26 protein-coding genes and 1 CRISPR repeat array are annotated in these 25,916 nt (G+C 47.6%); of the genes, 11 read left to right on the top strand and 15 right to left on the bottom strand.

Translation table 11 applies throughout. The features are described 5' to 3' along the window. Positions 1-38 precede the first annotated feature (38 nt). Positions 39-281 carry a hypothetical protein gene (locus tag AC2T0J_RS08005; RefSeq protein WP_489809610.1) on the bottom strand — a complete coding sequence of 81 codons (243 nt, stop codon included), beginning with the start codon at positions 279-281 and terminating at the stop codon, positions 39-41. Positions 282-375: 94 nt separating this feature from the next. Between AC2T0J_RS08005 and AC2T0J_RS08000 the strand changes: the two genes are divergently transcribed. The 3 genes from AC2T0J_RS08000 (at position 376) to AC2T0J_RS07990 (ending at position 1,670) form a co-directional block, all read left to right on the top strand. After that, complete coding sequence (locus AC2T0J_RS08000) at positions 376-567, top strand: zinc ribbon domain-containing protein (protein WP_489809609.1); 192 nt, start codon at positions 376-378, stop codon at positions 565-567. Between the two features lie 2 nt (positions 568-569). Then, positions 570-1,223: a flavin reductase family protein gene (locus AC2T0J_RS07995; RefSeq protein WP_489809608.1), complete on the top strand. Its 654-nt coding sequence runs from the start codon at positions 570-572 to the stop codon at positions 1,221-1,223. 153 nt (positions 1,224-1,376) lie between these two features. Next, positions 1,377-1,670: a high-potential iron-sulfur protein gene (locus AC2T0J_RS07990; RefSeq protein ID WP_489809607.1), complete on the top strand. Its 294-nt coding sequence runs from the start codon at positions 1,377-1,379 to the stop codon at positions 1,668-1,670. Positions 1,671-1,724: 54 nt separating this feature from the next. Here AC2T0J_RS07990 and AC2T0J_RS07985 read toward each other — a convergent pair whose 3' ends face one another. Then, positions 1,725-3,350: an amidase gene (locus AC2T0J_RS07985; RefSeq protein ID WP_489809606.1), complete on the bottom strand. Its 1,626-nt coding sequence runs from the start codon at positions 3,348-3,350 to the stop codon at positions 1,725-1,727. Positions 3,351-3,510: 160 nt separating this feature from the next. Between AC2T0J_RS07985 and prmA the strand changes: the two genes are divergently transcribed. The 6 genes from prmA (at position 3,511) to purD (ending at position 9,943) form a co-directional block, all read left to right on the top strand. Then, positions 3,511-4,392 carry a 50S ribosomal protein L11 methyltransferase gene (prmA, locus tag AC2T0J_RS07980; RefSeq protein ID WP_489809605.1) on the top strand — a complete coding sequence of 294 codons (882 nt, stop codon included), beginning with the start codon at positions 3,511-3,513 and terminating at the stop codon, positions 4,390-4,392. A 194-nt stretch (positions 4,393-4,586) separates the two neighbouring features. Continuing rightward, a complete protein-coding gene (dusB, locus tag AC2T0J_RS07975) occupies positions 4,587-5,588 on the top strand; it encodes a tRNA dihydrouridine synthase DusB (protein WP_489809604.1) in 1,002 nt (333 codons plus the stop codon). A gap of 30 nt (positions 5,589-5,618) precedes the next feature. Continuing rightward, a complete protein-coding gene (fis, locus tag AC2T0J_RS07970) occupies positions 5,619-5,912 on the top strand; it encodes a DNA-binding transcriptional regulator Fis (RefSeq protein WP_070175272.1) in 294 nt (97 codons plus the stop codon). A 150-nt stretch (positions 5,913-6,062) separates the two neighbouring features. Then, entirely contained in the window at positions 6,063-7,661 is a 1,599-nt protein-coding gene (gene purH, locus AC2T0J_RS07965) for a bifunctional phosphoribosylaminoimidazolecarboxamide formyltransferase/IMP cyclohydrolase (protein ID WP_489809603.1), read from the top strand. A gap of 155 nt (positions 7,662-7,816) precedes the next feature. Further along, on the top strand, positions 7,817-8,629 hold the full coding sequence (locus AC2T0J_RS07960; RefSeq protein ID WP_489809602.1) for a class I SAM-dependent methyltransferase: 813 nt from the start codon (positions 7,817-7,819) through the stop codon (positions 8,627-8,629). Between the two features lie 18 nt (positions 8,630-8,647). Beyond that, the gene (gene purD, locus AC2T0J_RS07955; protein ID WP_489809601.1) at positions 8,648-9,943 is read left to right on the top strand and encodes a phosphoribosylamine--glycine ligase; all 1,296 of its coding nucleotides are present in this window, start codon (positions 8,648-8,650) and stop codon (positions 9,941-9,943) included. 129 nt (positions 9,944-10,072) lie between these two features. Here the strand turns inward: purD and AC2T0J_RS07950 are convergent, their stop codons facing one another. Beyond that, positions 10,073-10,258 carry a superinfection immunity protein gene (locus tag AC2T0J_RS07950; RefSeq protein ID WP_489809600.1) on the bottom strand — a complete coding sequence of 62 codons (186 nt, stop codon included), beginning with the start codon at positions 10,256-10,258 and terminating at the stop codon, positions 10,073-10,075. Between the two features lie 175 nt (positions 10,259-10,433). Between AC2T0J_RS07950 and AC2T0J_RS07945 the strand changes: the two genes are divergently transcribed. Both AC2T0J_RS07945 and AC2T0J_RS07940 read left to right on the top strand, forming a co-directional pair. Beyond that, entirely contained in the window at positions 10,434-11,447 is a 1,014-nt protein-coding gene (locus AC2T0J_RS07945; protein WP_489809599.1) for a potassium channel family protein, read from the top strand. 107 nt (positions 11,448-11,554) lie between these two features. After that, positions 11,555-12,451 carry a phosphoribulokinase gene (locus AC2T0J_RS07940; protein ID WP_489809598.1) on the top strand — a complete coding sequence of 299 codons (897 nt, stop codon included), beginning with the start codon at positions 11,555-11,557 and terminating at the stop codon, positions 12,449-12,451. Between the two features lies 1 nt (position 12,452). Here AC2T0J_RS07940 and AC2T0J_RS07935 read toward each other — a convergent pair whose 3' ends face one another. The 12 genes from AC2T0J_RS07935 to AC2T0J_RS07880 form a co-directional block, all read right to left on the bottom strand. Then, complete coding sequence (locus AC2T0J_RS07935) at positions 12,453-12,689, bottom strand: hypothetical protein (protein WP_489809597.1); 237 nt, start codon at positions 12,687-12,689, stop codon at positions 12,453-12,455. A gap of 198 nt (positions 12,690-12,887) precedes the next feature. After that, positions 12,888-14,929: direct repeats of the CRISPR family, unit length 29 nt; unit sequence CGGTTCATCCCCGTGGGTACGGGGAACAC. A gap of 84 nt (positions 14,930-15,013) precedes the next feature. Next, positions 15,014-15,307, bottom strand: coding sequence for a type I-E CRISPR-associated endoribonuclease Cas2e (gene cas2e / locus AC2T0J_RS07930; RefSeq protein ID WP_489809596.1), 294 nt, complete (start codon positions 15,305-15,307; stop codon positions 15,014-15,016). A gap of 3 nt (positions 15,308-15,310) precedes the next feature. After that, entirely contained in the window at positions 15,311-16,231 is a 921-nt protein-coding gene (cas1e, locus tag AC2T0J_RS07925; protein WP_489809595.1) for a type I-E CRISPR-associated endonuclease Cas1e, read from the bottom strand. 2 nt (positions 16,232-16,233) lie between these two features. Continuing rightward, positions 16,234-16,437 (bottom strand): hypothetical protein, encoded by a 204-nt coding sequence (locus tag AC2T0J_RS07920; protein ID WP_489809594.1) that lies wholly within the window; start codon positions 16,435-16,437, stop codon positions 16,234-16,236. Positions 16,438-16,495: 58 nt separating this feature from the next. After that, positions 16,496-16,762: a KilA-N domain-containing protein gene (locus AC2T0J_RS07915; protein WP_489809593.1), complete on the bottom strand. Its 267-nt coding sequence runs from the start codon at positions 16,760-16,762 to the stop codon at positions 16,496-16,498. A 21-nt stretch (positions 16,763-16,783) separates the two neighbouring features. After that, entirely contained in the window at positions 16,784-17,452 is a 669-nt protein-coding gene (cas6e, locus tag AC2T0J_RS07910; RefSeq protein WP_489809592.1) for a type I-E CRISPR-associated protein Cas6/Cse3/CasE, read from the bottom strand. Next, positions 17,452-18,183 carry a type I-E CRISPR-associated protein Cas5/CasD gene (gene cas5e, locus AC2T0J_RS07905; protein WP_489809591.1) on the bottom strand — a complete coding sequence of 244 codons (732 nt, stop codon included), beginning with the start codon at positions 18,181-18,183 and terminating at the stop codon, positions 17,452-17,454. Before cas5e ends, cas6e begins: the two co-directional genes overlap by 1 nt. A gap of 13 nt (positions 18,184-18,196) precedes the next feature. Then, the gene (gene cas7e, locus AC2T0J_RS07900; protein ID WP_489809590.1) at positions 18,197-19,234 is read right to left on the bottom strand and encodes a type I-E CRISPR-associated protein Cas7/Cse4/CasC; all 1,038 of its coding nucleotides are present in this window, start codon (positions 19,232-19,234) and stop codon (positions 18,197-18,199) included. Between the two features lie 44 nt (positions 19,235-19,278). Then, complete coding sequence (casB, locus tag AC2T0J_RS07895) at positions 19,279-19,848, bottom strand: type I-E CRISPR-associated protein Cse2/CasB (RefSeq protein WP_489809589.1); 570 nt, start codon at positions 19,846-19,848, stop codon at positions 19,279-19,281. Continuing rightward, positions 19,848-21,455: a type I-E CRISPR-associated protein Cse1/CasA gene (gene casA / locus AC2T0J_RS07890; protein WP_489809588.1), complete on the bottom strand. Its 1,608-nt coding sequence runs from the start codon at positions 21,453-21,455 to the stop codon at positions 19,848-19,850. Before casA ends, casB begins: the two co-directional genes overlap by 1 nt. Positions 21,456-21,995: 540 nt before the next feature. Beyond that, complete coding sequence (cas3, locus tag AC2T0J_RS07885) at positions 21,996-24,731, bottom strand: CRISPR-associated helicase Cas3' (protein ID WP_489809587.1); 2,736 nt, start codon at positions 24,729-24,731, stop codon at positions 21,996-21,998. A gap of 121 nt (positions 24,732-24,852) precedes the next feature. After that, on the bottom strand, positions 24,853-25,689 hold the full coding sequence (locus AC2T0J_RS07880; RefSeq protein ID WP_489809586.1) for a WYL domain-containing protein: 837 nt from the start codon (positions 25,687-25,689) through the stop codon (positions 24,853-24,855). Between the last annotated feature and the right edge of the window lie 227 nt (positions 25,690-25,916).

The raw sequence follows: 25,916 nt of genomic DNA, 5'->3' as shown, positions 1-25,916 counted from the left end.
GTGAAAATTACTACCGTTACGGCTAACCACCAGGTTTACTATTTTGCTTGGCCGGGGGCGGCTTTAAGACTCTCAAGCGTTGAAAAAGACTTGGCCAGGGTCATCACATCATAAAAGCGATGAATACCATTATGACACTGGCGGCACACCATAGTGCCTTCGGCCAGTTCGGCTTTACTGTAACGTTTTTTGAGATAGTGACACCGATGCATCTTACGCGGAATAAGATGATGGCATGTCAGCCAGTGGATTCGTCCGCAACAACAACGCCTCTTTTTCATCTGATTGGCAAACTATCTTCCCTCCTGTTCAATCCAGCTGTGCCAGTCATACGTATAGCCTAACAAGAAAGCACAACGACCAAGGCAAAGCACTATGAGTTTAACCAAGGCCAGCACCTTTGAGTGCCCCTACTGCATGACCATCAATGATATCGAAGTCGACGAAATTAACGATATCGGCCAGAGTCAGGTGGTGGATTGTCAGATTTGCTGCCAGCCCATCCTCGTTTCTATTTACGACAGTAACGGTGAACTTGACATCCGCGCGGAAAGGGAGAACGAGTAACGATGCAAACCATTGACTCAGTTGACATTGATGCGATGGCACAACGCTTCCGCGCTAATTTTATTAACAGTCTGTCTGGTTATAAAAGTGCCAATCTGGTTGGCACTTGCAATGAACACCAACAAACCAACCTGGCAATCATCAGTTCAGTTGTGCATATCGGTGCCAACCCGCCTCTGATGGGTATGATTATGCGTCCGCACACGGTCACCCGTGACACCCTGGGCAATATTAAGCAAACCGGTTTATTCACCATCAATGCGTTACCGGTTAACCTTTATGCTAGCGGCCATCAAACCTCTGCACGCTACGACCCTACTGTCAGCGAATTTGATGAAGCAGGCTTTACGCCACTGTGGACAAACGACTTTGCCGCGCCGTTTGTTACCGAAAGTCCGTTACGAATAGCATTAAAACTGGCGGATATTCTGCCTATCGCGGTCAATAATACGGAACTGGTGATTGGTCGAATCCAACAGGTGCAGGTTGAACCATCGGTTATCACAGAAGATGGCACGCTGGATATTACCGCTTTGAAGCTGGCATCAGTCACCGGCCTGGATACTTATCATAAGGCCAGCCCGGTGGCCAAAATGGCTTACGCAAAACCTGACAAAGCGCCAACACCGTTACAGCTATTTAATACAGATCAATAGAATCGATAATTACTGTTGGTAGATCCACTTTTAACGTGTATAAGTAGAAACTAATAAATATGTATGATTCCAAAAAACCTGCTGCGGCAGGTTTTTGCATTTTGGGACCAAGGTAAAAAAGAATCATTCTCGTTAACTTTTTGGAGTAATACTATGAAATCAGTCAATCGCCGTGATTTTCTGAAACTTTCCGGAACCACGCTAATTGGCATGACGTTAGGCAGTGTAGCCCTGCGTGCGCAGGCTCAGGAACATCTGAGTGAAGAAGATGCCACGGCAAAAGCGCTTAAATACACCCATAAATCCACCGTTGAAGGTTCAAAATGTGCAACCTGCATGTACATTCAGGGCGATGCAGGCGCAGAATGGCGTCCATGTGCCATCTTCCCTGGCAAGCAAATTAATGCCAATGGCTGGTGTAGTGCCTGGGTGAAAAAACCCGGTTAATCCCCAGACTGAGTTATAAAGAGGGCGACGTTATGGATGATAACGTCGCCTTTTTCAATACCGGGCGGGCTTTTGATAAGGAGACTGAATACCTTTCACCGAAGTCGCTTCGAAGCGGTTAGGTAAAAAAGCCGGCGTAGCAATAAACCGATTAGCACGCTCAAAGGCTAATCCGGTATTCAGCACCTGCGCATCCTGCCACTGGCCGCCAATCACGCTCAACCCCACGGGTAGATCCTTCACCCTAGTGAGCGGCAGTGTGATATGCGGGTAACCGGCAATGGCAGCCAGATAGCCAACCCCCACGTAACCTGCCGGCGCATTATCGCCATATACAGCGTCAATTAAGAAAGCCGGATTGTTAGACGGCCCTACCAGCACATCCACATCATATTCGTTTAATAACTTGTCGATTCCCTGCTCCCGGGTTGCCGTGCGAACAAGCGCCAGGGCCTGCTGGTAGTCTTCACCGGCCATGCCGTCGGTGGCCGCTGATTTCTCAAAGATAGATTGATCAAATAACTGCATTTCCCGTTTTGACGTGCGATTAAAACCAATCAGTTCGTTCAGATTGGCCACCGGCAAATCAGCAGGTGATGACAATAGATAGTTATTCAGTGTGGTTTTAAATTCAGCAAGCAACACCAGGTAAGATTTGGCCCAAAAATCATCCGGCTGTTCAAGATTCTCGATTTCCACTACCTGTGCGCCCAGTGCGGTTAATTTCTCCACCGCATCATCAACCGCGGCGATAATTGCCGGATTGTTGCCCTGCCGATAGCGCATAACGCCAACTTTCAGCCCCTGGATATTACCGTTAATTGCCGCAAAATCACTGGCATCAGGTCTCTTTTCAGCCAGGGTGGCATCATCCTTATCATCCCGCCCGGCCATCACTGAAGCCATCAGCGCAACATCCGCTACCGTGCGAGCCATGGGACCGGCAGTGTCCTGCGTCACCGAAATAGGCACAATATGCGTGCGGGGGATCAGGCCCACCGTGGGTTTAAATCCTACAATACCGTTCATTGCAGACGGGCAAATAATCGAGCCGTTGGTTTCGGTGCCGACGGCAAGGGATGCCAGTCCTGCCGCCATCGCAGCGCCGGACCCCGAAGAAGAGCCACAGGCCGTGCGGGAAAGTACATGAGGATTGCGAGTGAGCCCGCCTACCGCACTCCAGCCACTGATGGAATCCTCTGACCGAAAATTAGCCCATTCTGACAAATTGGTTTTACCCAGAATAATCGCCCCGGCGTCACGCAAACTGGCCACCAGCGGCGAATCACGCCGGGTATGATTGTTAAGTAATGCCAGTGAACCGGCCGTAGTGGGCATATCCCTTGTTTCTATATTGTCTTTGAGTAATACCGGAATACCGTGCAGCGGGCCGGTCGCCTCACCGCTGACGAGCGCTGCATCTTTTGCTTTGGCTTCTGCCAGCGCGTTTGGATTAAGCAGCAGAATACTGTTTACTGTCGGTCCGCTTTTATCAATCGATTCTATGCGGGTCAGATAGCCAGCCACCAGCGCTTCGGCAGTTAACTCACCGCGCTTCATCGCCGCTACCTGCTGAGCAACCGGTGCATCCAGCCATTTATTATCCACCACGGGCTGAGTTTGCGTGGCACAGGATACAACGAAACAGACGAGCAGAATGCTAAGCAGTCTTTGTTTCATAGTTTCTCTCCGGCGGACTGTTCCACTTTATTATTAATGCGACGTTTGTTTATTTACCATAAATGAAAATCACAACTATCGCCATGCTGTGTAATCGCCGATACCAATTCTTACCAGCCCTGTTAAAATTGCGTTTTTCTGTACTACCGCTGAGGATCCCATGCCCTGGTTACAACTACGAATCGATACATCTGCCGAACTAGCCGAACAAGTTGGTGGCATGATGAGTGCCAATGGCGCTCAGGCTGTTACCTTTGTGGATGCTAAAGACACTCCGATGTACGAGCCCAAACCAGGTGAAGTGATGTTATGGCCGGATACCCAGGTCGTCGGATTATTTGATGCCGCAGACGACATGCCAGCCATTATTAAGCGTCTTGAAAAAGCCAGAGTGCTTGGCAAGGATTTTAAATGCCGCTTAGAGCCGCTGGAAGACAAAGACTGGGAGCGGGAGTGGATGGATAACTTCCATCCGATGAAGTTTGGTAACCGTCTGTGGATATGCCCAAGCTGGCGCGATGTGCCGGAGCCCGATGCTGTCAATGTGATGCTCGACCCGGGTCTGGCATTTGGTACTGGCACGCATCCCACTACCGCCTTATGTTTACGCTGGCTGGATAGCATAGATGTCGCAGGTAAAACTGTGGTCGACTTTGGTTGCGGCTCGGGAATTCTGGCCATCGCCGCCTTAAAACTCGGCGCTAAAGAAGTCATTGGTATCGATATCGATCCACAGGCTTTACAGGCATCCATGGACAATGCTCAACGCAACCAGGTCGCCGACCGGTTAAAGGTATTTTTGCCGGCAGACCAACCCACACTAAAAGCCGATATTGTGATGGCCAATATTTTGTCTGGCCCGTTGCTTGAGTTACAGGACGTCATTACCGGCTACTGTAAAGCAGGTGGTTTACTGGTGCTTTCCGGTATTCTTGCCGAACAGGTAGAGCGAATTGAACAGGCTTACGCCCGCGATATTACCCTCGATACCAGCGCCATAGATGAAGAATGGGCACGAGTTTCAGGCCGCCGGCACGGTTAATTATCGACGATACTGGTTGATCTGTCTTAATTGTCAATGTCACCACTCTGACATAAAAACGAAATCTCTTTGTCAATAGTGAACAGGCAAATTTTGTGTAATTTTTAGCCTTTTCAAGATTACAGAAAACGCGTACACTTAGCGCCCCGTTTCAGACAGGTGGTTATTTTCTACGCAAAGCTAGGTTGTTTTTTATGCGAATTGGAACTTACACACTTGATAACAACCTAATGTTAGCACCTATGGCAGGTGTAACAGACAGGCCCTTCAGACAGCTCTGTCGTCGTCTTGGAGCAGGCTTGGTTGTGTCGGAAATGCTGAGCAGTAATCCAAGGGTATGGAATACAGCGAAATCCATGCAACGCATGGATCACAGCGGGGAGTCAGGAATTCGTTCTGTGCAAATTGCCGGAGCCGACCCCGACTTAATGGCAGAAGCAGCAAAATTTAATGTTGCCAACGGCGCTCAGATTATTGATATCAATATGGGTTGCCCTGCCAAGAAAGTAAATAAAAAGCTGGCAGGTTCAGCACTACTGCAATACCCGGGTTTGGTGGAATCCATCGTTCGGTCAGTTGTAGACGCTGTGTCAGTTCCCGTCACCCTGAAGATCCGTACAGGGTGGAACACGGACAACCGCAATGGGGTGGAGATTGCTCGCATTGCACAGGAAAATGGTATCCAGTCACTGGCTGTTCATGGTCGAACCCGTGCCTGTATGTACAAAGGTTTTGCCGAATACGACACTATCCGCAGTATCAAGCAGGCGGTGTCAATTCCGGTAGTTGCCAATGGTGATATAACCTCACCAGAAAAAGCCAGGGAAGTGCTTGAGTATACTGAAGCTGATGCATTAATGATTGGCCGCGGTGCCCAGGGCAATCCGTGGATATTCAGAGAAGTCTCCCACTATCTGAATACCGGCGAACGGCTGGCCCCACCCTCATTAATGGAACAACATTCGGTGCTTAAAGAACACGTAACAGCGGTTCATGCCTTTTATGGCGCAGAAAACGGTGTTCGTATTGCCCGCAAACATGTGGGTTGGTATTTGATGGAGCATGATAAGGATCGTCAGTTCCGTAAAGTGTTTAATGCGCTGGAGTCTGCCGAAGAGCAACTGCAGGCCATTGACCACTACTTTAACAACGTGCTGCCTGATGGTGAGGCCCGACAGATCTCGCCGGCAGCTTAAGACTGATTAACAAAAGAGCAAGAAAGTATTATGTTCGATCAAAATGTAACTTCTCCTTTTACAACTACTGTAACTACTCCGTCACAAACTCAGGCACAAAAACCACTGCGTGACTCTGTTAAGCAAGCAGTCAACAAGTACCTGAAGCAATTAGACAACACCAACATCGATAACCTGTACGAAATGGTACTGGCTGAAGTTGAAGCGCCTTTACTGGAAGAAGTTATGACTTTCACTCGCGGCAACCAAACCCGCGCAGCAATCATGATGGGTATCAACCGTGGCACACTGCGCAAAAAATTAAAGCAGTATGGCATGAACTAAGCCCTGCGGGCCTGGCCCACATAAGAGCACCTTTTGGTGCTCTTTTTGTTTTAACCGCCACGCCTGGTTCCGGAAGCAGTGGCGGATAAAATAGCAACACTCCGGACACCCACACCATTGTTATTAACCTCATCGAAGCAAAATACCACTATGGAAACACCAAAACCTATCAAACGAGCCCTGTTAAGCGTTTCAGACAAAACCGGCATTGTTGAGTTCGCGACAGCGTTACACGAAGCAGGCGTTGAGCTGCTGTCGACAGGTGGCACCGCCAAGCTACTCGCTGACAAGGGGCTGCCCGTTATTGAAGTGTCAAACTACACAGGACACCCAGAGATTATGGACGGCCGGGTGAAAACCTTACATCCTAAAATTCATGGTGGCATCTTAGCCCGTCGTGGTACCGACGAAGCGGTGATGGCAGAAAATAACATTGGCCCCATCGATTTAGTTGCCGTGAACCTGTATCCGTTTGCGGCCACTGTGGCAAAAGAAGACTGCACCTTAGAAGATGCCATCGAGAATATCGATATCGGCGGACCAACCATGGTACGTGCTGCGGCGAAAAACCACAAAGATGTAACCATTGTGGTGAATGCTGCCGATTACCCACGCGTACTCAGTGAAATGCAGGGCAACGAAGGATCACTGACCTACAACACCCGTTTCGATTTAGCGATTAAAGCATTTGAACACACTGCCGAATACGATGGCATGATCGCTAACTACTTCGGCGCACGTCTGGACTCAACCGACTGTGCTGACGACTGCGAGCACGAGCACAGCGAGTTCCCGCGGACCTATAATATTCAGGTCAGCAAAAAGCAGGATCTGCGCTACGGCGAAAACAGCCATCAGTCTGCGGCTTTCTATGTTGAAAACAACATTCAGGAAGCCTCGGTTGCCACCGCTACTCAGTTAAATGGAAAAGAGCTGTCCTTCAACAACATCGCCGATACTGACGCCGCTTTAGAGTGTGTGAAAGAGTTCAACGAACCCGCCTGCGTTATTGTTAAGCACGCCAACCCTTGTGGTGTCGCACTGGGTGAAAATATTCTTGAGGCCTACGACCGCGCCTTTAAAACCGACCCGACTTCAGCATTCGGCGGCATTATCGCATTTAACCGCGAGCTGGATGCTACTACTGCACAGGCTATTATTGACCGTCAGTTTGTTGAAGTCATCATCGCGCCATCCGTTTCTCAGGCTGCGACTGACATTGTGGCGACCAAGAAAAACGTACGCCTGTTGGTTTGCGGTGACTGGGCTGGCCAGTTAACTGAAGGTTACGACTTTAAACGGGTTAACGGCGGTTTGCTGATCCAGGAACGTGACTTTGGCATGGTGGAAATGGAAGACCTGAAAGTAGTCACCAAAGCCCAACCTACCGAAGCACAACTGCGTGACCTGATGTTCTGCTGGAAAGTGGCTAAGTATGTTAAGTCTAATGCCATTGTATACTGCAAAGACAGTATGACCATTGGTGTGGGCGCCGGCCAGATGAGCCGTGTTTACTCGGCCAAGATTGCCGGCATTAAAGCGGCGGATGAAGAGCTGGAAGTAGCCGGCTCAGTAATGGCTTCTGATGCGTTCTTCCCATTCCGCGACGGCATTGATGCAGCCGCCGCCGCTGGCATTAAGGCGGTTATCCAACCAGGTGGCTCCATGCGTGACGATGAAGTTATCGCCGCTGCAGATGAACACGGCATTGCCATGGTGTTTACCGGCATGCGTCACTTCCGTCACTAATTCAGCATACGCTGTGTAACGTGTTTTTGTGCTGGCCTGACATCACGAATGTAAAAATTTTGTGTTAGGCTAGCGCAATAGTGATTGCTCATTAAACGATCTGATGAGTAATGCAGTATAAACAACACGTTGTTAATGACAGAAGGGAAATATCAATGCGTAAATCTGCGGTTCTATTACTTGCCAGCTTACTGGCGACACCGGCTTTTACAGCCAATGCCGATGCCATTGCTGATGCAGTAGCCAGCGATACACGTTCGAGCCAGGCGCGTCTGCGTGACGAATATCGTCACCCCCAGCAAACCCTGCGCTTTTTTGACGTTCAGCCTGACATGACCGTAGTGGAAATTCTGCCTGGCGGTGGCTGGTACTCTGACATTCTGGCGCCATTGCTGGAAGAAGACGGTAAACTGGTAGCAGCTCACTTTAATGTGAAAGCAAACTCTCCCAGCTACTACAACCGCCTGTTAGCCAACTTCAAAGACAAAATGGCCAGTGATGGGCCGTTTAGCGCGGTAGAGCTAACCGCTTTTGATCCGCTCGAGCAACTCGATGTCGCCAAAGCCGGCAGTGCCGATCGCGTACTGACATTCCGTAACGTGCACAACTGGTATATGGCCGACAAAGAGAATGGCGTGAAAAATGCCATGAAGACCTTTTTTAAAGCGCTGAAACCAGGCGGTATTCTGGGTGTTGTTGATCACCGTTTACCGGAGTCTGATGCCGACGATAAAATGGAATCATCTGGCTACATGAAACAATCGTACGTGATTGAGATGGCAGAAAAAGCCGGCTTTGAGCTGCTGGCAACCAGCGAGATTAACGCAAACGCAATGGATAATGCAGATCATCCACGGGGAGTCTGGACACTACCACCAAGCCTGAGACTGGGCGATGAAAAACGGGCTCACTACCTGGCCATTGGTGAAAGTGACCGAATGACCCTAAAATTTATGAAACCTGAATAACTTTACGGAACACTTTTAATGAAGGTACTTGTAATTGGCGGTGGTGGCCGCGAACACGCGCTGGCCTGGAAAGCGTCACAATCCATTGGCGTAACCGATGTATTTGTTGCGCCGGGTAATGCCGGCACAGCCACCGAAGCGGGCTTAACGAATGTTGATATTTCAGCGACTGACGTAGAAGCATTGGTGGCATTTGCCAAAGAGAACGCAATCGGGCTAACCATTGTTGGACCGGAAGCGCCACTGGTAATAGGTGTAGTAGATGCCTTTGAGGCTGAAGGTCTTAAGATTTTCGGGCCAAGCAAGGGCGCTGCACAGTTGGAAGGTTCTAAAGCCTTTACCAAAGACTTTCTGGCCCGCCACAACATTCCAACCGCCGATTACCAGAATTTCACCGAGATTGAACCAGCGCTGGCTTACGTGCGTGAAAAAGGTGCCCCTATCGTGGTGAAGGCCGACGGTCTGGCTGCTGGTAAAGGTGTGATTGTCGCCATGACCCTGGAAGAAGCCGAAGACGCCATTAAAGACATGCTGGCTGGAAACGCCTTCGGAGAAGCCGGTAGCCGTGTGGTTATTGAGGAATTCCTTGACGGTGAAGAGGCTTCTTTCATTGTGATGGTCGATGGCAAGAACGTCGCGGCGTTTGCCACCAGTCAGGATCACAAACGTATGGGCGATGGCGATACCGGCCCTAACACAGGCGGCATGGGTGCCTATTCGCCCGCACCAGTCGTTACGCTCGATATCCACCAGCGCATTATGGACGAAGTCATCAACCCAACAGTGGCCGGCATGGCCAGTGAAGGGTATCCCTACACCGGCTTTTTATACGCCGGCCTGATGATTATGGCCGACGGCACGCCCAAGGTAATCGAGTATAACTGTCGCTTCGGTGACCCGGAAACCCAGCCGATAATGCTGCGTTTGCAGTCCGATCTGGTGGCTCTGTGTCTGAAAGCCTGTGACGGTGAGCTGGAAGGTGTTGAGATTGGCTTCGACTCCCGCGCTGCCGTAGGTGTAGTGCTGGCAGCCGGTGGCTACCCTGCCGATTATGCCAAAGGCGACGTGATCTCCGGCTTAGACGAAGCCGCCAAACTCGACGGCAAAGTGTTTCATGCAGGCACTGCACTGAAAGACGGCGAAGTAGTTACCAGTGGTGGCCGGGTGCTTTGTGCCACGGCACTGGGTAATAGTGTTACCGAGGCCCAGCAGCAAGCCTATCAACTGGTTAAAGCTATCGATTGGAAGGACGTGTATTTCCGTAATGATATTGCCTACCGGGCAATGGCGCGGGAACAAGCTGGTCTCGCTTAATAGCATTTATCAGAACAAGCCGCTCTTTGGAGCGGCTTTTTAGTGTCTGCGACAAAACAATCCATTATTCCTGAGGAGCTGGCTTCTTATTAAGCCGATTGACCATGTTACCCGTTAGCGCCCACAGCATTACGCCCCCCAGGCAATCAGCGAAAAACCAGCCGGTACACAGGCCAGGGCAATTAACTTGACCTGTTTGCGGTTAAACACCAGCGCCACTATGGCCGGTAAAAACCACATCAGCAAGACTGACGATCCCACAACGGCATACTGCGCGGGCGTTATATTCTCAAAAAACGGCGTTAAAAATTCCATATTGATTATCCTGTAAATCAGAAGGGTATAAAGGTAGTCTTCGGTAGCACAGAAAAATTACACAACTTTAAAAAATGCCGATACATTGCGGTAGCTCAACCCTGACTAACAGCCACACTTGCTGAACATCATCACTGACCGGTAGAGTAACCAGACGGAATATCAAGGAGTTACCATGAACCATAACCCGTTACGCGATCGTATTTATCATATCCTGGAGCCTTACCGTAAAGGGGATTACGTTAGCCGGGCCTTTGATATTTTTTTAATCCTGTTAATTTTACTCAACACTGTAGCGGTTATGGCATCAACCGAGTCTGAACTCCACCAACAATGGCATCCTCAACTCTATGCTTTTGAGGTGTTTTCAGTGGCGGTTTTTACAATTGAATATCTGGCTCGGGTGTGGAGTTCTACCAGTGCTCCACAAACCACCAGTTACCGTCAGGCACCCTATACCAAGTCATGGCAACAGCGCCTGCGCTATATGTTCACACCGATGGCATTAGTCGATCTCGCCGCAATATTGCCATTTTATCTGAGCATGTTTATTGCCTTTGATTTACGTATTCTGCGCCTGTTGCGTCTGACCAGGCTAATCAAACTCGGCCGCTATTCTCGCTCGGTAAACCTGCTTTATATTGTTATACGCAAAGAGCTGCGTGTGCTGACTGCTGCCGTCTCGGTATTGGTGATTGTAATGGTGCTGGCGGCCACCGGCATGTACTACATAGAACAGCACGCCCAGCCTGAAGCCTTTGGCAGCATTCCGGCGGCGCTGTGGTGGGCAATCAATACACTGACCACTGTTGGCTACGGAGATGTCACGCCCATTACACCGCTGGGTAAAGTGTTCAGCGGTGCGATCACCATTTTAGGCGTAGGGATATTCGCCCTGCCGGCGGGTATTCTCGCTTCCCGTTTATCAGAACAGTTACGCCTGCGACGCGATACCTTCCGCAAGCATGTGATGGAAGTCATTTCCGATGGCAGCTTATCACCGCACGAATTATCCCGCTTAAATCAGCTCCGGGAAACACTGGGGCTGGACGATGACCAGGCCAATTTATTGATCGATATTGCGCAGGAATATAGTCAGCAAAACCAACGCTCAACCCCTTATTCGTACTGTCCTCACTGCGGTAAATCACTACCAGTCCGGCAGGAACCGGATTCGCGTCAGGGTTGATTATTGGCGCTCACCAGCTTATAAATAGGGATTATCTTATTGAGTATCTGACACAGACCAACTAAGAGTCTGGTATTTCGGATCACCATCAGCCCAAAAGAGTGCGCATGTCGGTAAAACACCCCATTATTGCTATTACCGGTTCATCTGGTTCCGGCACCACAACCACCACCAATGCGATTCGGCATATTTTTCGCAACCTGAACATTGATGCGGCTTATGTTGGCGGCGACAGCTTTCACCGTTTTACCCGTCCGGAAATGGAAGTAGAAATACGAAAAGCGCAGGAGCAAGGGCGCCACATCAGCTATTTCGGGCCGAAAGCTAATGATTTCTCGTTGCTCGAAACCTTATTCAACCAGTATGCAGAAGATGGCACTGGCCGGTTTCGCCAGTATTTGCATACCTTCGATGATGCGGTGCCATTTAATCAGATGCCCGGTACCTTTACGCCCTGGCAGGAATTACCATCCAGCACCGATTTGTTGTTTTACGAAGGCTTACATGGCGGCGTAAAAACTGAAGACATCGACGTGTCTCAGTATGTAGATTTGCTGGTTGGCATGGTACCCATTGTCAACCTTGAATGGATCCAAAAGATCGTGCGTGACACCACTGATCGGGGACATTCAAGAGAAGCCGTAATGAGCAGCATTGTGCGCGGTCTGGACGATTACTTCCATTATATTACGCCACAGTTTTCCCGTACCCACATTAACTTTCAGCGTGTTCCAACGGTAGATACCTCCAACCCGTTCAGCGCCCGTGAAATCCCCACTCAGGATGAAAGCTTTGTTGTAGTGCGTTTCCGCCGGGAAATGAAAAACGTGGATTTTCCTTACTTGTTACAAATGATCGACGGATCCTTTATGTCACGCATCAACACACTGGTTGTGCCCGGTGGAAAGATGGGCCTGGCCATGGAGCTTATTTTAACACCACTGATTGAAGATCTGATGAAACGCAAGAAAAGCCGTGGCTATCAGATGGACTGGGTGCAATAACTTAGATGCGGTGGAGCAGTGTGTTTCGCCACTCTACGATGCGCGAGCTGATGTTTAACAACAGTCCACTTATCCAACTGGGCTCTGGAGTATAACTGTCAATTTGAATATAGAGTGGCGTAGTACACACCAGCCCATCCGGGTAACGCTGAGTTACAACGATAGGCATGCATTCGGCAGCATAATCGCCCTTGTTGTTATTCGAACGTATCCAGGCGGGAGGTGGCAACTCAGACATAGCGTACTTTCAACCAATAAATTGTTATATTTATTACCTTCACCATAGCCCAGACTTAGGAATGATTAAAGGATTTCAGCCCTTATTTTTGAAGAATAACCACCAGTCACATAAAGTCCTGAGCCAACCCTTTTGGAAACACCTCTTGCGTGGGCAATGTGAACACATGCGAAGTAACTTCTTGTACGACAAACCTCACGGTTCATCCCCGTGGGTACGGGGAACACTTGATGTTGACGTAAAGAGTTATTACCCTAATCGGTTCATCCCCGTGGGTACGGGGAACACCTGGGAATATTATAACCCTCGTTGTGAACCACCGGTTCATCCCCGTGGGTACGGGGAACACACGTGCGAACTGTGGTCGCCTCGTAATGAATACGGTTCATCCCCGTGGGTACGGGGAACACAAGGGCACTGAAACTACCACGTTCAAGACTCGCGGTTCATCCCCGTGGGTACGGGGAACACTGCAGATAAATACATCACGCCAATTACTATCACGGTTCATCCCCGTGGGTACGGGGAACACTTTTATAGACTCAAAATCGCCGCTATGGATTACGGTTCATCCCCGTGGGTACGGGGAACACATATAGGCCTCATCGCGTAAGATGCATTTGGGCGGTTCATCCCCGTGGGTACGGGGAACACTATGCCAAGAGCTCGATAACGCTCCGTATATCCGGTTCATCCCCGTGGGTACGGGGAACACCGCAATAAACGGCCATTATGCAAGCGTATCAACGGTTCATCCCCGTGGGTACGGGGAACACTAAAAATGGTATCCGCAATACTTCTCCGTTTGCGGTTCATCCCCGTGGGTACGGGGAACACTGTTTGAATTTTAATGGCATGGTCTCGAACTTCGGTTCATCCCCGTGGGTACGGGGAACACACCTGCTCGTTGAGGCGGCACATTACCGTTTTCGGTTCATCCCCGTGGGTACGGGGAACACATATATGGCGAAGTAACAACCTGCTCTTTATGCGGTTCATCCCCGTGGGTACGGGGAACACCGGTGAGGTCGGCGCATCCGACTCATGGCGAACGGTTCATCCCCGTGGGTACGGGGAACACATCATCGATATCCCCATTCTCACGTAAAGCCACGGTTCATCCCCGTGGGTACGGGGAACACTCGCTGATAATCATTGATAGCGCAAATAGCAGCGGTTCATCCCCGTGGGTACGGGGAACACAAGTTGAACTAAAGAAATGCTCTGTAGATGTCCGGTTCATCCCCGTGGGTACGGGGAACACAATAAGATGTTTGTCGAACAAAGGTGTAATTGCGGTTCATCCCCGTGGGTACGGGGAACACAACACCAGCTTCACTGGCTGTTTCATTGAAGGCGGTTCATCCCCGTGGGTACGGGGAACACGGCATACTGCAGAAATTCCGTCAGTCGTTGGGCGGTTCATCCCCGTGGGTACGGGGAACACTGCAGTACCGTAATCAGAAGCGAAGTCGTTAGCGGTTCATCCCCGTGGGTACGGGGAACACAAGTTTTACAGGCTGAGTTATTGCAACCATGACGGTTCATCCCCGTGGGTACGGGGAACACGTAAACCCGCATGCAAGGCGTCTTTATGGCGCCGGTTCATCCCCGTGGGTACGGGGAACACGTTGTATCAGATGGCATAATAACAAATGGAGCCGGTTCATCCCCGTGGGTACGGGGAACACTTGAAAACGTAGCTATCAGGGTTGACTCTGGTCGGTTCATCCCCGTGGGTACGGGGAACACTTGACCCATGCGGATCAAGTGGAACCCTGACGCGGTTCATCCCCGTGGGTACGGGGAACACCCCAGCAATAAACCATTTCATTTATGGAATGTCGGTTCATCCCCGTGGGTACGGGGAACACGGCATCATAACCAATCATGGTGTGGGCCAAGGCGGTTCATCCCCGTGGGTACGGGGAACACACGTTCGTAAAGGTTTGTAAATCACCTATGGCCGGTTCATCCCCGTGGGTACGGGGAACACGGGCAGCCATCGGTAAATGTCTCACTATCAAGCGGTTCATCCCCGTGGGTACGGGGAACACTAACCGCGCATTGGCAATGGTTTGCTGGCGTTCGGTTCATCCCCGTGGGTACGGGGAACACGTTGCACCAGTCGTTGAGCAATAGTATTGCTGCGGTTCATCCCCGTGGGTACGGGGAACACTCTCTTCTCTCTTTTTTCTTCTTCTCTTTCTTCGGTTCATCCCCGTGGGTACGGGGAACACTCCAATTATAGACAATTGATCTATAAAGGAAATAATCCAATGGAAAAATCTACCAGATTTTTAAAGATCGAACTTAGTCTAAAATCAGTCAAAATCAGCAGGTAAAAAACGCACAAGTCTGAGACCATCAACGTCAATAGGTTCTCGCCTGTTTTCACCATAGGTTTGAAACTCAAAGCCGGACTCATTATTAGTTGACCACGCCATGACTACATTGCCATCTTCAGCCAGCTCAGTAATCTGATACCAGAGCATCTCGCGAATTCGCCTGGAAACATTACCAACATATACACCAGCTCTTACCTCTAAAAGCCACACAGCTAAACGTCCTCTTAACCTTGGTGGTACCGCTTCTGTGACTATAGTTAACATTGCCATAATTTATCCCGTTCGGTGACCTTCGTCACCAATACTTTGCGGCTCTGGTATCGCAGGTGGTTGACTATCTTCCGGCGCTTGAGGGGGAGTGATTTCGCCAGCACTCAACACTTCTTCAATTAACGGAATAAGGCGGTTTAATAGCTTGGTTTCCCTGAAAATATTGCGGCAGGCTATGCGAACTTCCCTATCAGGGCTACGGGGATGTTTTGAAGCTATCTTGAACGCTTCAGGTACAACAGATTCGAATTTGATGATGTCAGCCATATCATATACGAAGGATAAAGGCTTACCTGAATGAATAAAACCAATTGCGGGGGCGTACCCTGCCGCCAAAATCGCTGCTTCTGTTACACCGTATAAACAGGAGGTAGCTGCACTGATGCATTGATTAACGACATCGCCTTTTTCCCAGTCTTTGGGATCATACTTACGGCCTCGCCATTCAACACCAAACTGCTTGGCAAGTAATTCATAGGTTTTACGAACGCGAGCTCCTTCAATACCGCGTAATTGATCAACACTTCGCCGCTCTGGAGCGGGCTCACCAAAACGCAATTCAAACATTTTGCGAACCACTTTCAGTCTGAGGTTTTCGTCCAGCGCGAGTTTGGCCTGGTATAGCAATTTGTCAGACCGTGCGCCGCCGGGTTGTCCTGCTGCATATAGCCTCACACCAGCTTCACCCACCCAAATTAAAAGGGTGCCTACTTGAGCAGCCAACTTTATGGCCGCGTGCGAAACCCTGGTTCCAGGCTCAAGCATGATGCATACAACAGATCCCACCGGAATGTGCATTCGCTCGCCATTTACCTCGTCGATCACCACAAACGCACCGTCTTTAACATCGATGCGGCCCATACCAACGAAAATCATAGAATTGCGATCTTTTAAAGGAATAGGTTTAAGTGGAATGAATGCCATGCTTACCCCCTTAACAAGGTATTCTTTGCAATATTAGCCGCGATTAACATCTTCATTTGCTGAATAGCCAGTTCATTCAATTTAACTATCCTCTCACTTTGCCCGATGCCCGCCTGTACAAAATGCGCGTTCATGGATTCCATGTTGGCCAGACAAACCAATTTCAACAGAAATCCAACTGGCGAACGCGATGTCTTTTTGCGCATAGGTACCACCATAGCGGCTCGCTTTGGAAATAAGTCCAATAGCACTAGTTTTTTCTATTCACTGCTTTGGGGTAAGCGTAAAGCTATTCAACCCGGCTTCTGTTTTAACGCCGTCGAATTCCACGGGATTAAAATCCGCATTGTTGAGCTGCTCCCAAATTCCCAAAAATTCGATAGTGTTACGGTTTCTCAACCAGTTTCGAATAAGATCATCAGAACGGGCCGAGTTCTTATATTTTGCAATATCAGTAATACAAATATACTCCCAGCCATTTTTAGTCCTAGTAGCAATGGTTTGTTCAAGTACTTGTAGTTTCGGTTTCATAAACGTCCTTGTTTGATTATTTTACGCTCGCTTAATCATCATCAATCCGCATCCCATGCCTTTGGCTCTGCCAAATCCTTTGGCGTATTGATTAATGAACTTGAGGGGATTTTGTACCGTTAACATGCCCTGGTAATCAACGCTTGAAAACTGTATCTGATGTCGTTTTTTCTGGACCTTATGCTGAGCATATCCTTCAATGAAAGGTTGGTAATCTAGAGAAATACCCCATTCAACCAACCTTTTCTCGTTGCTCAACCAGTTAATTGCAGCCTGCTCCATGCGCATCTTTAGCGACTGAGTGTCTAGTTGCTCATCTTTAGCATTATATTTCTCCTGCATCATGACATCGTGGCGGCGCTGCTTTCCATCCTCACCTTTCGTGCACACTGTAGGATTACTCCTTAGCTTGAATGACAGTCGCTGCCCTTTTTCTAATTTCGGAGCAAATAATTTTGTTGTACACGAAAAGATGGGTAGCCTTGCTTGCGGTTCAGTTTTAGAAAGAACATAAAATTCAGGCATACCCACATTACCCATTTCTTCCCGATACAAAAACGATCTTTCTGTGTCGTTTGAAAACAGCTGCCAAATCAACTGGTGAGATGCATAAACTCCGTTGTGCTGAAGCTTCGCAAGTTCGTGAGAAGTTTGAGGGCTTGACATCATTGTGACTTTTGATAAAAACATTATCTCGCCTCCCGCACTGTTAATTGATGCATAGTCCGCTGTTTGAACTGCCATCGTCCACGATGAACCGGCTCGTCCCAAGGCTGATAAGACTCTGTGTGTTCATTGTCAAATTCAGTCGCAGCACCTTCCCAAAAGTAAGTTACGTAACCGTTAGCACCAAGCCAATGTTTATCTGATAGTTCTGAAATAACATGGGGGAAATCGGTATCTAAAGCTTCCTGCAGCGTCTCAGATCCGAAAACCCTAGGTGAAAGTGGTATGGCAAGGGGACAAGATTTACGCCCTAAGTAGAGAGGAAACACAGGCCTCACCAGCGCTTCTTTTAAGGCCAACAGCGATACCTGTGGGTTAGTCCTCAGCCAAACTGCCACTATCCAAACCCCATCACAGCGGTAATCCCTACTGGATAAAACAGTATTGAGCTTTGCTTCACTTAACTCGCTTTTACGAGTTAGATGGGTAACTCCTCTTTTTTCTGATGGCACCTGCGCGGTATGGTAATCACGCAATATAGAGCTGGGCACACACTGCTTAACACCAAACGAAACACTTTGTTGAAGCGCTTCTATTTTCGATGTATTGTCTCGCTTAATACCTAACGCAGCACCAAGTAAACCAAGTAATGCTGAACGTGTGGGCGCGATTGCCGTGGCTCTATCTCCTCCCACTGCTGGTAGGCCCCAGCTCGCCATTGGTCCATAGAGCCGAAAGACTAAATATGCTTTCATTGTTCAGCTCCAATTACTTTGTAACGAAGTCTAATAATTCGTTTAACGTACCTTCGCCTTTTACCGCATTAATGGTATAGCGAGCATCTGCACACTTACCGTAAACCGCGTCAAAATTCATCGTCTGTTTTTCTATTGCGTTGATTGCCGCATCAGCCATATCTTCGTCCTGAACCGGTTTAAGAAATGATACTGATAATGAACGGGGTTGTTGCTCACCTTTTTCTGCCATGACATAACTGGCGTAGGCGCGTGAAGCAAAGCTGTTTTGTTTGCCTTTGGGCGATACTTTCACTGCCGCTTCGGTCAGTGCTTTGATAGCGTTATCCGCCAACGTTTCGTTTCCGCCCAGGTTGTCTATCAATTGAGATTTGTTAATGCAGATGTAGCTATAAAAAAGTGCCGCAGCAAAGTTAGACTCCCCAATATGAGCTGAGCCAGTGCCTATTTTACTATCGTTTAAGTCATCAACCGCGGTAAAATAGTCATCTTCTACCAGTACCTTGTGAACACTTATTGAATGAGCAACCTGACAGGCTGCTTCTACATTAAACTCAGGGCTGGATGCCAGCATTCTGCCGAACAGCGCAATATCAACGGAAGTCCGGTCTGCTTTTAACAATTTCAATTCCTCAGCGCTTGGATCTCGCTGTTCATTGCAAAGTAGTTCCGCTAATGCCGAAACAGCTTGTTTTTCTGCCGTACTAATATGGGCAAGTTGCTCAATTTCTAAAGGCTTGTCTTTTTTAACCTTGCCAAACACCCCAGCAATTGTCGAAGCCCAGGTGATCGCTTGCTTCTCTTTTACACCACCAGCAACCAACGAATGAAATACTTCATCTCCCAGCTTTTTGGTGCGAACGCCGATTTCGCCAGACATGGCTTCTTCAAATAATTCAGACACACGCCAATTTCTCTTTAAACTTTGTGAGCTCACACGTAAACGATCAAATCCGCCCATTTTTGCTGTTTTTGGGCGTCCAAGGTCGTCACGGTTTAAGTTTGATGGTGCATAGGAAGTCAGTAAGTGAAGTTGAATAAATTTGCTCATGTGATTAATCCTTTTTTCAAAAAATAGTTATTCAGGCATCTAAATTAACTTGCCTGGTAGTATTCCATCGCCCAGCGTACCGCTATGCGTTTGTCAGCCTGCCTGGGGTAATTTGACGTTAGTTCCTGATACCAGTAAATGGTATCTTTGGCTAACTGAGTTACCGATGCCTTACCTTTTAACTGTTTTAAAATCCGCCTGATACGACGTAAAAACTCTTCTACCGTTTGTGCTTGTTGCAGTTGAGCAAAACGCAATTCGCTCACCACAGGTTTATCAGCCTCGCCCTTTATCCCGGCTAATTTAGCAAAGCTTTCGGCATGATTTTCTGTTACATAAACAAGCGCGCCTGCAATCACTGCCCAACAAAGCATGTTGTGGCTCACCTGTTTTTCATTGCCTTCAGTTATGTCACTACCTAACGATAACCACAGCGCTCTAAACCCCTGAGAAAGCAATACGGCATCAATAGATTCAGCTCTTCTTAGTTCGGCTTTCCATACCGTTGGCGCAGCATGGATCCCCTCTTTTTTTAAATCGCTGGCACTGGCATACATGGACTTCCACCAGCGGTGTGCAGTGACTAACCCGCGTTGAAGTAGGTCCTTATTCATTAGTTGGTCTCCTTAATAGGCTCAATTTGGTGCGCCTTTTCAAAATTTTTGAATGATTTTGAGTACAGCCCATTTAACAGGCTTTTCCTTGCCCTAATTCGCTTCGCCATGGAGCGTTCACAACCCAGTTCAGACAACGCATACTCATCAAATAAAAACAAAGCCACCTCTCTGAGTGCGGCTAACCATTGGTTTGCTTCATGTGAGGTTAAATAAAATGATTCACTGCTCATCAATTGCTGCACAGCGGTGAAGAAATCAGATTGGGTTTGCTGCCAAAAGGCGACATCAATAAAACTAAAATCACCTTTTGCATCACCGGGTTTATCAAACCACGCGGCTTTTATCTGGCTACGGCAATGCCAAAGAGCATCATTGGCGAGAGTCTGAAGCTCTTTAATGTGTTCTAGAATGTTCTGTTGCTTAGTAGATGGAACCTGAAACAGCGGCATTGTTTGCGAATACCACCCGCGGGCTTTCATATTGTCCATGTCGTAACCAAATGCCCATAATCTGGGCTGCGCTGCTACATCTTCTAAAATGTCTTCGTTGAACAGATTATTGAACGAATTAACCACACTCGCGCACATCTGCTGAGTTTTTCCGCCATCAGGGGAGCCTGTTAGCGTAAGTACATCCCAGATTTTATAAGTAATCCCCCCAGGCTGGCCCTTAATCGACAAGTCTTCCTGTTCAGGCTTTTTTAAATCTCGTTTATACGGCGTTAGAGGGTGTGTCCACGAACCCGCATAATTGGCACCATAATTCTGCGTTTTATACAGCTTCACCAACTGACTACAATGCTTGCCGGTCAGGCCACACTCACCGGTGATTTCCTCCACAACCAATCTAATGCGTCTTGGCATCGCCCAGAACACATGTAGCGGATGCACATCTTTCTGATAAGTCTCGCTCCCTTTCTTTGCACTGACTCGAGTTCTACCTAACCACGGGAACACAGTGTCACTGTGAAAATCTGGGGTGGAATAACGATCATCATTAGGCATCACGTTTAACCAAAGTTTTTGCCAGAGCGGGGAGTTTTCATTTTGTGGCATTACCAAAGTAGTTAGCGGGCCGCCACCACGAAGACCGGTGCGATGCCCCTGTCCACCGCTAGGTGCATTTATCTGGAGAGTAAAAAGCGCCAAAACTGCCATAGGCAAAGACATCGCTTCACCAATACCCCGTTTAACAAAGTGGTCGGTATTAAGCTTTAATCCATTAGCACCTGGCGCTTCGATGAGTAAACCCGATATTGAGGCTGGCTTTGCCTCATCTAAACTGTCATAGTCCTGCATAAACAGTGGGCCTTCGCCGATGACATTAAATGCATGCTTGGCTTTTGTTAAAATTTGCCAAAGCAATTCTTCTGTTGGGGGCTCAAGATAGTGATCTTGCCACTGAAATTCATCGTCAGGTGCAAAACACGTTTGTAGCAAGCCAATCGCAAACTGGTACGCGGCTCCCTGAAAATCTGCTCTGGGTAAAGCAAAATCGATAACTTCTGGCTTTGCAATGGCGGTTATCGGCAACGTTTGTTCAGTGATACTTCCATCGGGTTGTTGCACGTTAAATAACAGCCAAGGATCTTTAAGTAAGTTCATTGTAATTCCCATTTACATCTACTGTAATGTGGGAGATGACTCTCCCACTTAGACTACTTCTTCTTGATTTTGATAGGCCACGCGCGCTTTCCATAGCTATAAGCATCCATCAATTTCCCATCTTTCCCTTTCTTATATCTCCTGAAAATGACTATATAATCTGAATCTTGCTTACAATTAGGCATAAAGCCTCCTCTGTATATTCAGAGACAGAAATTCAACTGGTTCAAACTCGATTGATTCCAGCGTCAAAACCACTTACTATCACCGTGCTAATGAGCGTGTTTGTGGGGGTGGTACGCTGCCTCTGCTTACGCGCCACCAATTGACCGCTCAAACAATAAACAATCCTGAAGACGTTTTCAACAAAAATAAAGTAAATAGAGTTTATTTTATTAGTTTATTTTATTAAAGTCAGAGAATAAAGTTTAGATTTCATATTATTTATCAGCCAATGTACAATAATGCTGGTCCCTTATAATTAGGGGATGAACCGTAAATTGAGTTAATTTTGCTCTAATGGTTACTAAGTTCCCCGCGTTAAGCGGGGATTTTAAAAAAGCCAGATACAGGTGAATAACCAAACCGCTCATCCTGTGCCGGTATCCAGCATTGTTTAAATTTAAGCACCGGGTATTTCGCATTTAACCTATCCAGTTGTTCCTGATATTTTTCGGGGACCGGGCTTAAATTGTCTGCATACTTATTTTTTGCGAGTTTCAGTGTACTTAGCTGTATTGCATGCTGTTTATGCTCACGCCAAAAAGTGAGCTGTTCATGCTCATCTACTTTCAACACCACCACCTGTACCTCTTCCCGCTCGCTTAGCCGGGTATTAATCTCAACCTCATCTTCTTCCCAGCGCCCACGGCTCGTTATTTGGTATCCCGTTTCCCAGTTAAGTTTTCGCGCAAATGCCTGATTTTCTCTTGCTCTTTCATCGCCAAGGACTTGTTGTTCCTGTGCAATTAAACTGGCAGGGATTTGCTCCCGCCCTTCATCGCTATATACCGCTTCGATTAACTGTCTGGCATCCTGAGGCATGCGCATCGTGCCTAATTTCAGCAACTCTCTCATGCCCAACCATAATCTGCCTGCTGATGGGTACACATAGCTCGTATTTCTGAAGTCTTTTCTTACCCAGTCTTCGTACGGATCATCTTGCCAATGTGGCGCATGGACGATGAGTTCAGGTTGTCCACGCTGATCGGGTTTATCCGAAATCAACTTACCTTGCTTGTCTCGGGAATGGCGATGTAATCGTCCGGCTCGCTGTATCAAATCATCAATTGGGCAAATATCAGAAATCAGTAGATCGCAGTCTGCATCTAAGCTTTCCTGAAAAACCTGAGTCGCTATCAGGACTTTCCCAGCTCGAGAATCTGTTGCGGTATGCTTACCAAATACATTCAATACCTTTGCTTCAATAGAATTTCTATCAGTCAAGGTAAACCTGCTGTGAAATAAAATGCAGTCATCGGAGTTACTCATTTGAGCAGACAATTCTGAGTATGCTGCCAGAGCGTCATCAACAGAGTTGCGCACCCAAACTACGCAGTTTCCATTTTCTGTAGCGTTGATAATGCGTTCAATACAACTCGCCTCATCATGCAGATATGTCACTTTTACCGCTCGACTCACTTCTTCCCGACTGAGTAAAACTTCTTCTCGCACTGGATTTTCTATTTCGGGTGTAACATGTGTCGCAAGAGGGAAATCGTTCAATCCGGTTCTTGTAATCGGTTTCACAGCATTTCCTGCTGACGCTTGCCATATTTCTACCAGCTTTTTACGCTGTTTAAGGGGTAAGGTGGCAGTTAACAAGATAACGCTGCCACCCTGATGGAAATGCAGTTTTAATAATCCCTCAAGCAGTTCAAACATGTATTCGTCTGCCGCATGAACCTCATCAAAAATCAGCACTTTATTGTGCAGACCCAAGAGCCTGAGGGATTGGTGTCTTTTTGGTAATACCGCCAGTAATGCCTGATCAATGGTACCCACGCCAACTGGCGCAAGCAGTGCTTTTTTGCGGGAGTCGGCAAGCCACCGGTGACATTCGGCGATCGCGGTTTTGTCTTCACCAGTGTACTCAGAGTTATCTTTACCTGAAGAGATCACCGTTTGCTGGAAAAGCGGGTTCATCTCCCGGGCACCATGCGCCAGAACGATACTGGGTTTTTCTACCTCGGGTTCATACATTCTCAGGTAATGTTCAGTCACCCGCTTATACATAGCATTGGACGTAGCCATTGTAGGCAACCCAAAATAAAAGCCACTCGCCACACCTTTTTGCATGAGCCGGTGAGTTAATGTGAGCGCGGCTTCTGTCTTACCTGCCCCTGTTACGTCTTCAAGAATGAATAACTGAGGCACATCGCGGATCTCTACTTTTTCAGCCCAACTCTGTAGTGGTGTAGGGCTAAAGCCAAAGCTATCCTTTACTGAATAAAACGGGGCAACATTGAATGATCGAATGAGTTGCTTACTCTCAAGCGCTTTTTTGGCCTGTATCCTGGCTGTTTGCCAATAGATGTCTAACGGCATCTTGTCTGAAACATAGGGAAAGTCAGCTTGATCTGATCCTAACCAATCACAAAGTACCGCTATACCTGCAATGTGCCAACTGACTTGTTTTAGTTTTGCCAGCCATGCCTTATCATTTTGGTACATGACTTCAGTAAACTTCGGTTGAAACAACGCAATAAGATCTGCAGTAAATGCTTCTGAAGCGCATAGATTTTGGCTTTCAATAAATCCTTCAATTCCTGGCTCATCGAGTTCTACCGGAACACCATGGTGCCCCAGCATGCAATCCATAAGTATATTTAAGGACTTGGCTAAATACTGCTGCTGTCTTCTATCTAACTCATTACTTTCTGCCCATTGCTCACGGATTTGTTTGCGTAGTTTTCGCCAAAACCAGGTACCTAACCTGTCATGACGATAATGTGATCCGTCGTAGCTTTTTCGACTATTTGAGTTGATTAAATTTGGCGAGTCGCTTGAATATAAAGACTGAAAAGCAGACGCAAATTTCCCCAGGTCATGCATCGCCATGAAAAAGCTCATTAGCGATGTAAACTGTTTTCTGGGTATTGCCAAATAGTCGCTTAATTCACCAGCGAGCTTAGTATCTGCGTCCAACCACTCATAACATACTGCCGCCACATCCAAACAGTGATAAGGCAACAGGTGATAATCTGCTCCCGGCTGTTCACTGTCTTTTTTGGCTTTTCCCCAATATTTAAAGTAGGGAGGGAACTCCTTTTCCATATTCTGTCCTATGAGCTAGGGGGGACTTTATTGATATTACCTTTTCACACTAAAATCGCTTCTACAATCCCGTAAATAAAACCAGTAAACCGACTTGACCGGTTTAGCATTATTTTCAGGCTTAGCTGGCAAATAACCAGGGTTTCAGGTCATCTTCGTTTACCAATACTAATTGTTGCTGTTGAGGTGTTTTTGCCAGGGAGTCGGTACGTACCTGCATCCCCTGAATGACGTACTGAGCCAAGGCGGCTTTGGTTGTTATTAAAAGTTCACCCTTTTGCATTTGGTAATCTTTCTCAATAATGCCTTTTTGCTCAGGAGTAAAACGCGGGTCGGGTTGAAATCGCAGTGTTATCTCTTTGTTCCAGCCAGGGTCCTGAGCCCGGGTGTGAGTGGCAGCGTCCAATAAAAAGGGCTCTCCCCTGAACCGACTCAATACAAAATCGCGGTATTCGGAACGATACTCACAATAACCGCGTAAATGCCAGCGTAAACCGGTTTTAACAAAAGTATGAGGCTGTATTACTCTGCCTTCAGCCGTTGTTTTACTTAGCGAGAGGTATTCCACATCAACTCGGCGCTGATGTCTGATTGCAGTAATCAGCCCACGCATAATTTCGTGGGAGGTATGTCTTGGTGGTAACCGCAATTCGGCATGGGTAATACTGTTATGAAGCAATTCAGCGTGATCATTTTGAGTATTCAGCCAGTCCAGATACTCATTTACATCACCACTAATTAACTCACATTTAAGCTCATTATTGGGAAAATGCGCTTTAGCACTCTTATTGTAGACAATATTAGATGGGTAGATAATTTTGTAGTCTGAAATGTACTTTTTAGCCTGAGTCGTACTAATGCCATATGCATTACACAAGTCCTGACTATTTACCCGCCCTTGCCAAAAAGCGAGTAACTCAATTAGCCAAAGGTACTTATTACCAACACCGTTATCCATAACTCAAACCCATTTATTTTGCGAAAATGGCGCTAAAATAATAATGACAGGCGGATCGGCTCTTAGCAACCTAGGGTATATATCTGTTTTTAAAAAACAAACCTCCACACGCAACCGTCGTTGTGCAGATGTGACTAAACTCAGTTGTTAGCATTGAGCGCTTTAGTTGTAAGACCAAAGTATCTTATAACCTAAATGAATACTAACAATTAACGCCTGACACCGCT

This window comes from Alteromonas sp. ISO5 (assembly GCF_058105165.1).
Note: the sequence above shows the minus strand (reverse complement) of the source record. Positions and strands in the feature narration are given on the sequence as shown.

Coding starts and splice junctions, on each gene's coding strand:
- fis (WP_070175272.1), top strand. CDS start 5,619: ATGTTCGATCAAAATGTAACTTCTCCTTTTACAACTACTGTAACTACT.
- casA (WP_489809588.1), bottom strand. CDS start 21,455: ATGAACTTACTTAAAGATCCTTGGCTGTTATTTAACGTGCAACAACCC.
- AC2T0J_RS07995 (WP_489809608.1), top strand. CDS start 570: ATGCAAACCATTGACTCAGTTGACATTGATGCGATGGCACAACGCTTC.
- AC2T0J_RS07935 (WP_489809597.1), bottom strand. CDS start 12,689: ATGTCTGAGTTGCCACCTCCCGCCTGGATACGTTCGAATAACAACAAG.
- AC2T0J_RS07960 (WP_489809602.1), top strand. CDS start 7,817: ATGCGTAAATCTGCGGTTCTATTACTTGCCAGCTTACTGGCGACACCG.
- AC2T0J_RS07880 (WP_489809586.1), bottom strand. CDS start 25,689: ATGGATAACGGTGTTGGTAATAAGTACCTTTGGCTAATTGAGTTACTC.
- AC2T0J_RS07945 (WP_489809599.1), top strand. CDS start 10,434: ATGAACCATAACCCGTTACGCGATCGTATTTATCATATCCTGGAGCCT.
- cas5e (WP_489809591.1), bottom strand. CDS start 18,183: ATGAAAGCATATTTAGTCTTTCGGCTCTATGGACCAATGGCGAGCTGG.
- AC2T0J_RS08000 (WP_489809609.1), top strand. CDS start 376: ATGAGTTTAACCAAGGCCAGCACCTTTGAGTGCCCCTACTGCATGACC.
- AC2T0J_RS07985 (WP_489809606.1), bottom strand. CDS start 3,350: ATGAAACAAAGACTGCTTAGCATTCTGCTCGTCTGTTTCGTTGTATCC.
- purD (WP_489809601.1), top strand. CDS start 8,648: ATGAAGGTACTTGTAATTGGCGGTGGTGGCCGCGAACACGCGCTGGCC.
- AC2T0J_RS07915 (WP_489809593.1), bottom strand. CDS start 16,762: ATGAAACCGAAACTACAAGTACTTGAACAAACCATTGCTACTAGGACT.
- purH (WP_489809603.1), top strand. CDS start 6,063: ATGGAAACACCAAAACCTATCAAACGAGCCCTGTTAAGCGTTTCAGAC.
- cas2e (WP_489809596.1), bottom strand. CDS start 15,307: ATGGCAATGTTAACTATAGTCACAGAAGCGGTACCACCAAGGTTAAGA.
- AC2T0J_RS07990 (WP_489809607.1), top strand. CDS start 1,377: ATGAAATCAGTCAATCGCCGTGATTTTCTGAAACTTTCCGGAACCACG.
- prmA (WP_489809605.1), top strand. CDS start 3,511: ATGCCCTGGTTACAACTACGAATCGATACATCTGCCGAACTAGCCGAA.
- dusB (WP_489809604.1), top strand. CDS start 4,587: ATGCGAATTGGAACTTACACACTTGATAACAACCTAATGTTAGCACCT.
- AC2T0J_RS07950 (WP_489809600.1), bottom strand. CDS start 10,258: ATGGAATTTTTAACGCCGTTTTTTGAGAATATAACGCCCGCGCAGTAT.
- cas6e (WP_489809592.1), bottom strand. CDS start 17,452: ATGTTTTTATCAAAAGTCACAATGATGTCAAGCCCTCAAACTTCTCAC.
- AC2T0J_RS07920 (WP_489809594.1), bottom strand. CDS start 16,437: ATGCGCAAAAAGACATCGCGTTCGCCAGTTGGATTTCTGTTGAAATTG.
- AC2T0J_RS08005 (WP_489809610.1), bottom strand. CDS start 281: ATGAAAAAGAGGCGTTGTTGTTGCGGACGAATCCACTGGCTGACATGC.
- casB (WP_489809589.1), bottom strand. CDS start 19,848: ATGAATAAGGACCTACTTCAACGCGGGTTAGTCACTGCACACCGCTGG.
- cas3 (WP_489809587.1), bottom strand. CDS start 24,731: ATGGAAAAGGAGTTCCCTCCCTACTTTAAATATTGGGGAAAAGCCAAA.
- cas1e (WP_489809595.1), bottom strand. CDS start 16,231: ATGGCATTCATTCCACTTAAACCTATTCCTTTAAAAGATCGCAATTCT.
- cas7e (WP_489809590.1), bottom strand. CDS start 19,234: ATGAGCAAATTTATTCAACTTCACTTACTGACTTCCTATGCACCATCA.
- AC2T0J_RS07940 (WP_489809598.1), top strand. CDS start 11,555: ATGTCGGTAAAACACCCCATTATTGCTATTACCGGTTCATCTGGTTCC.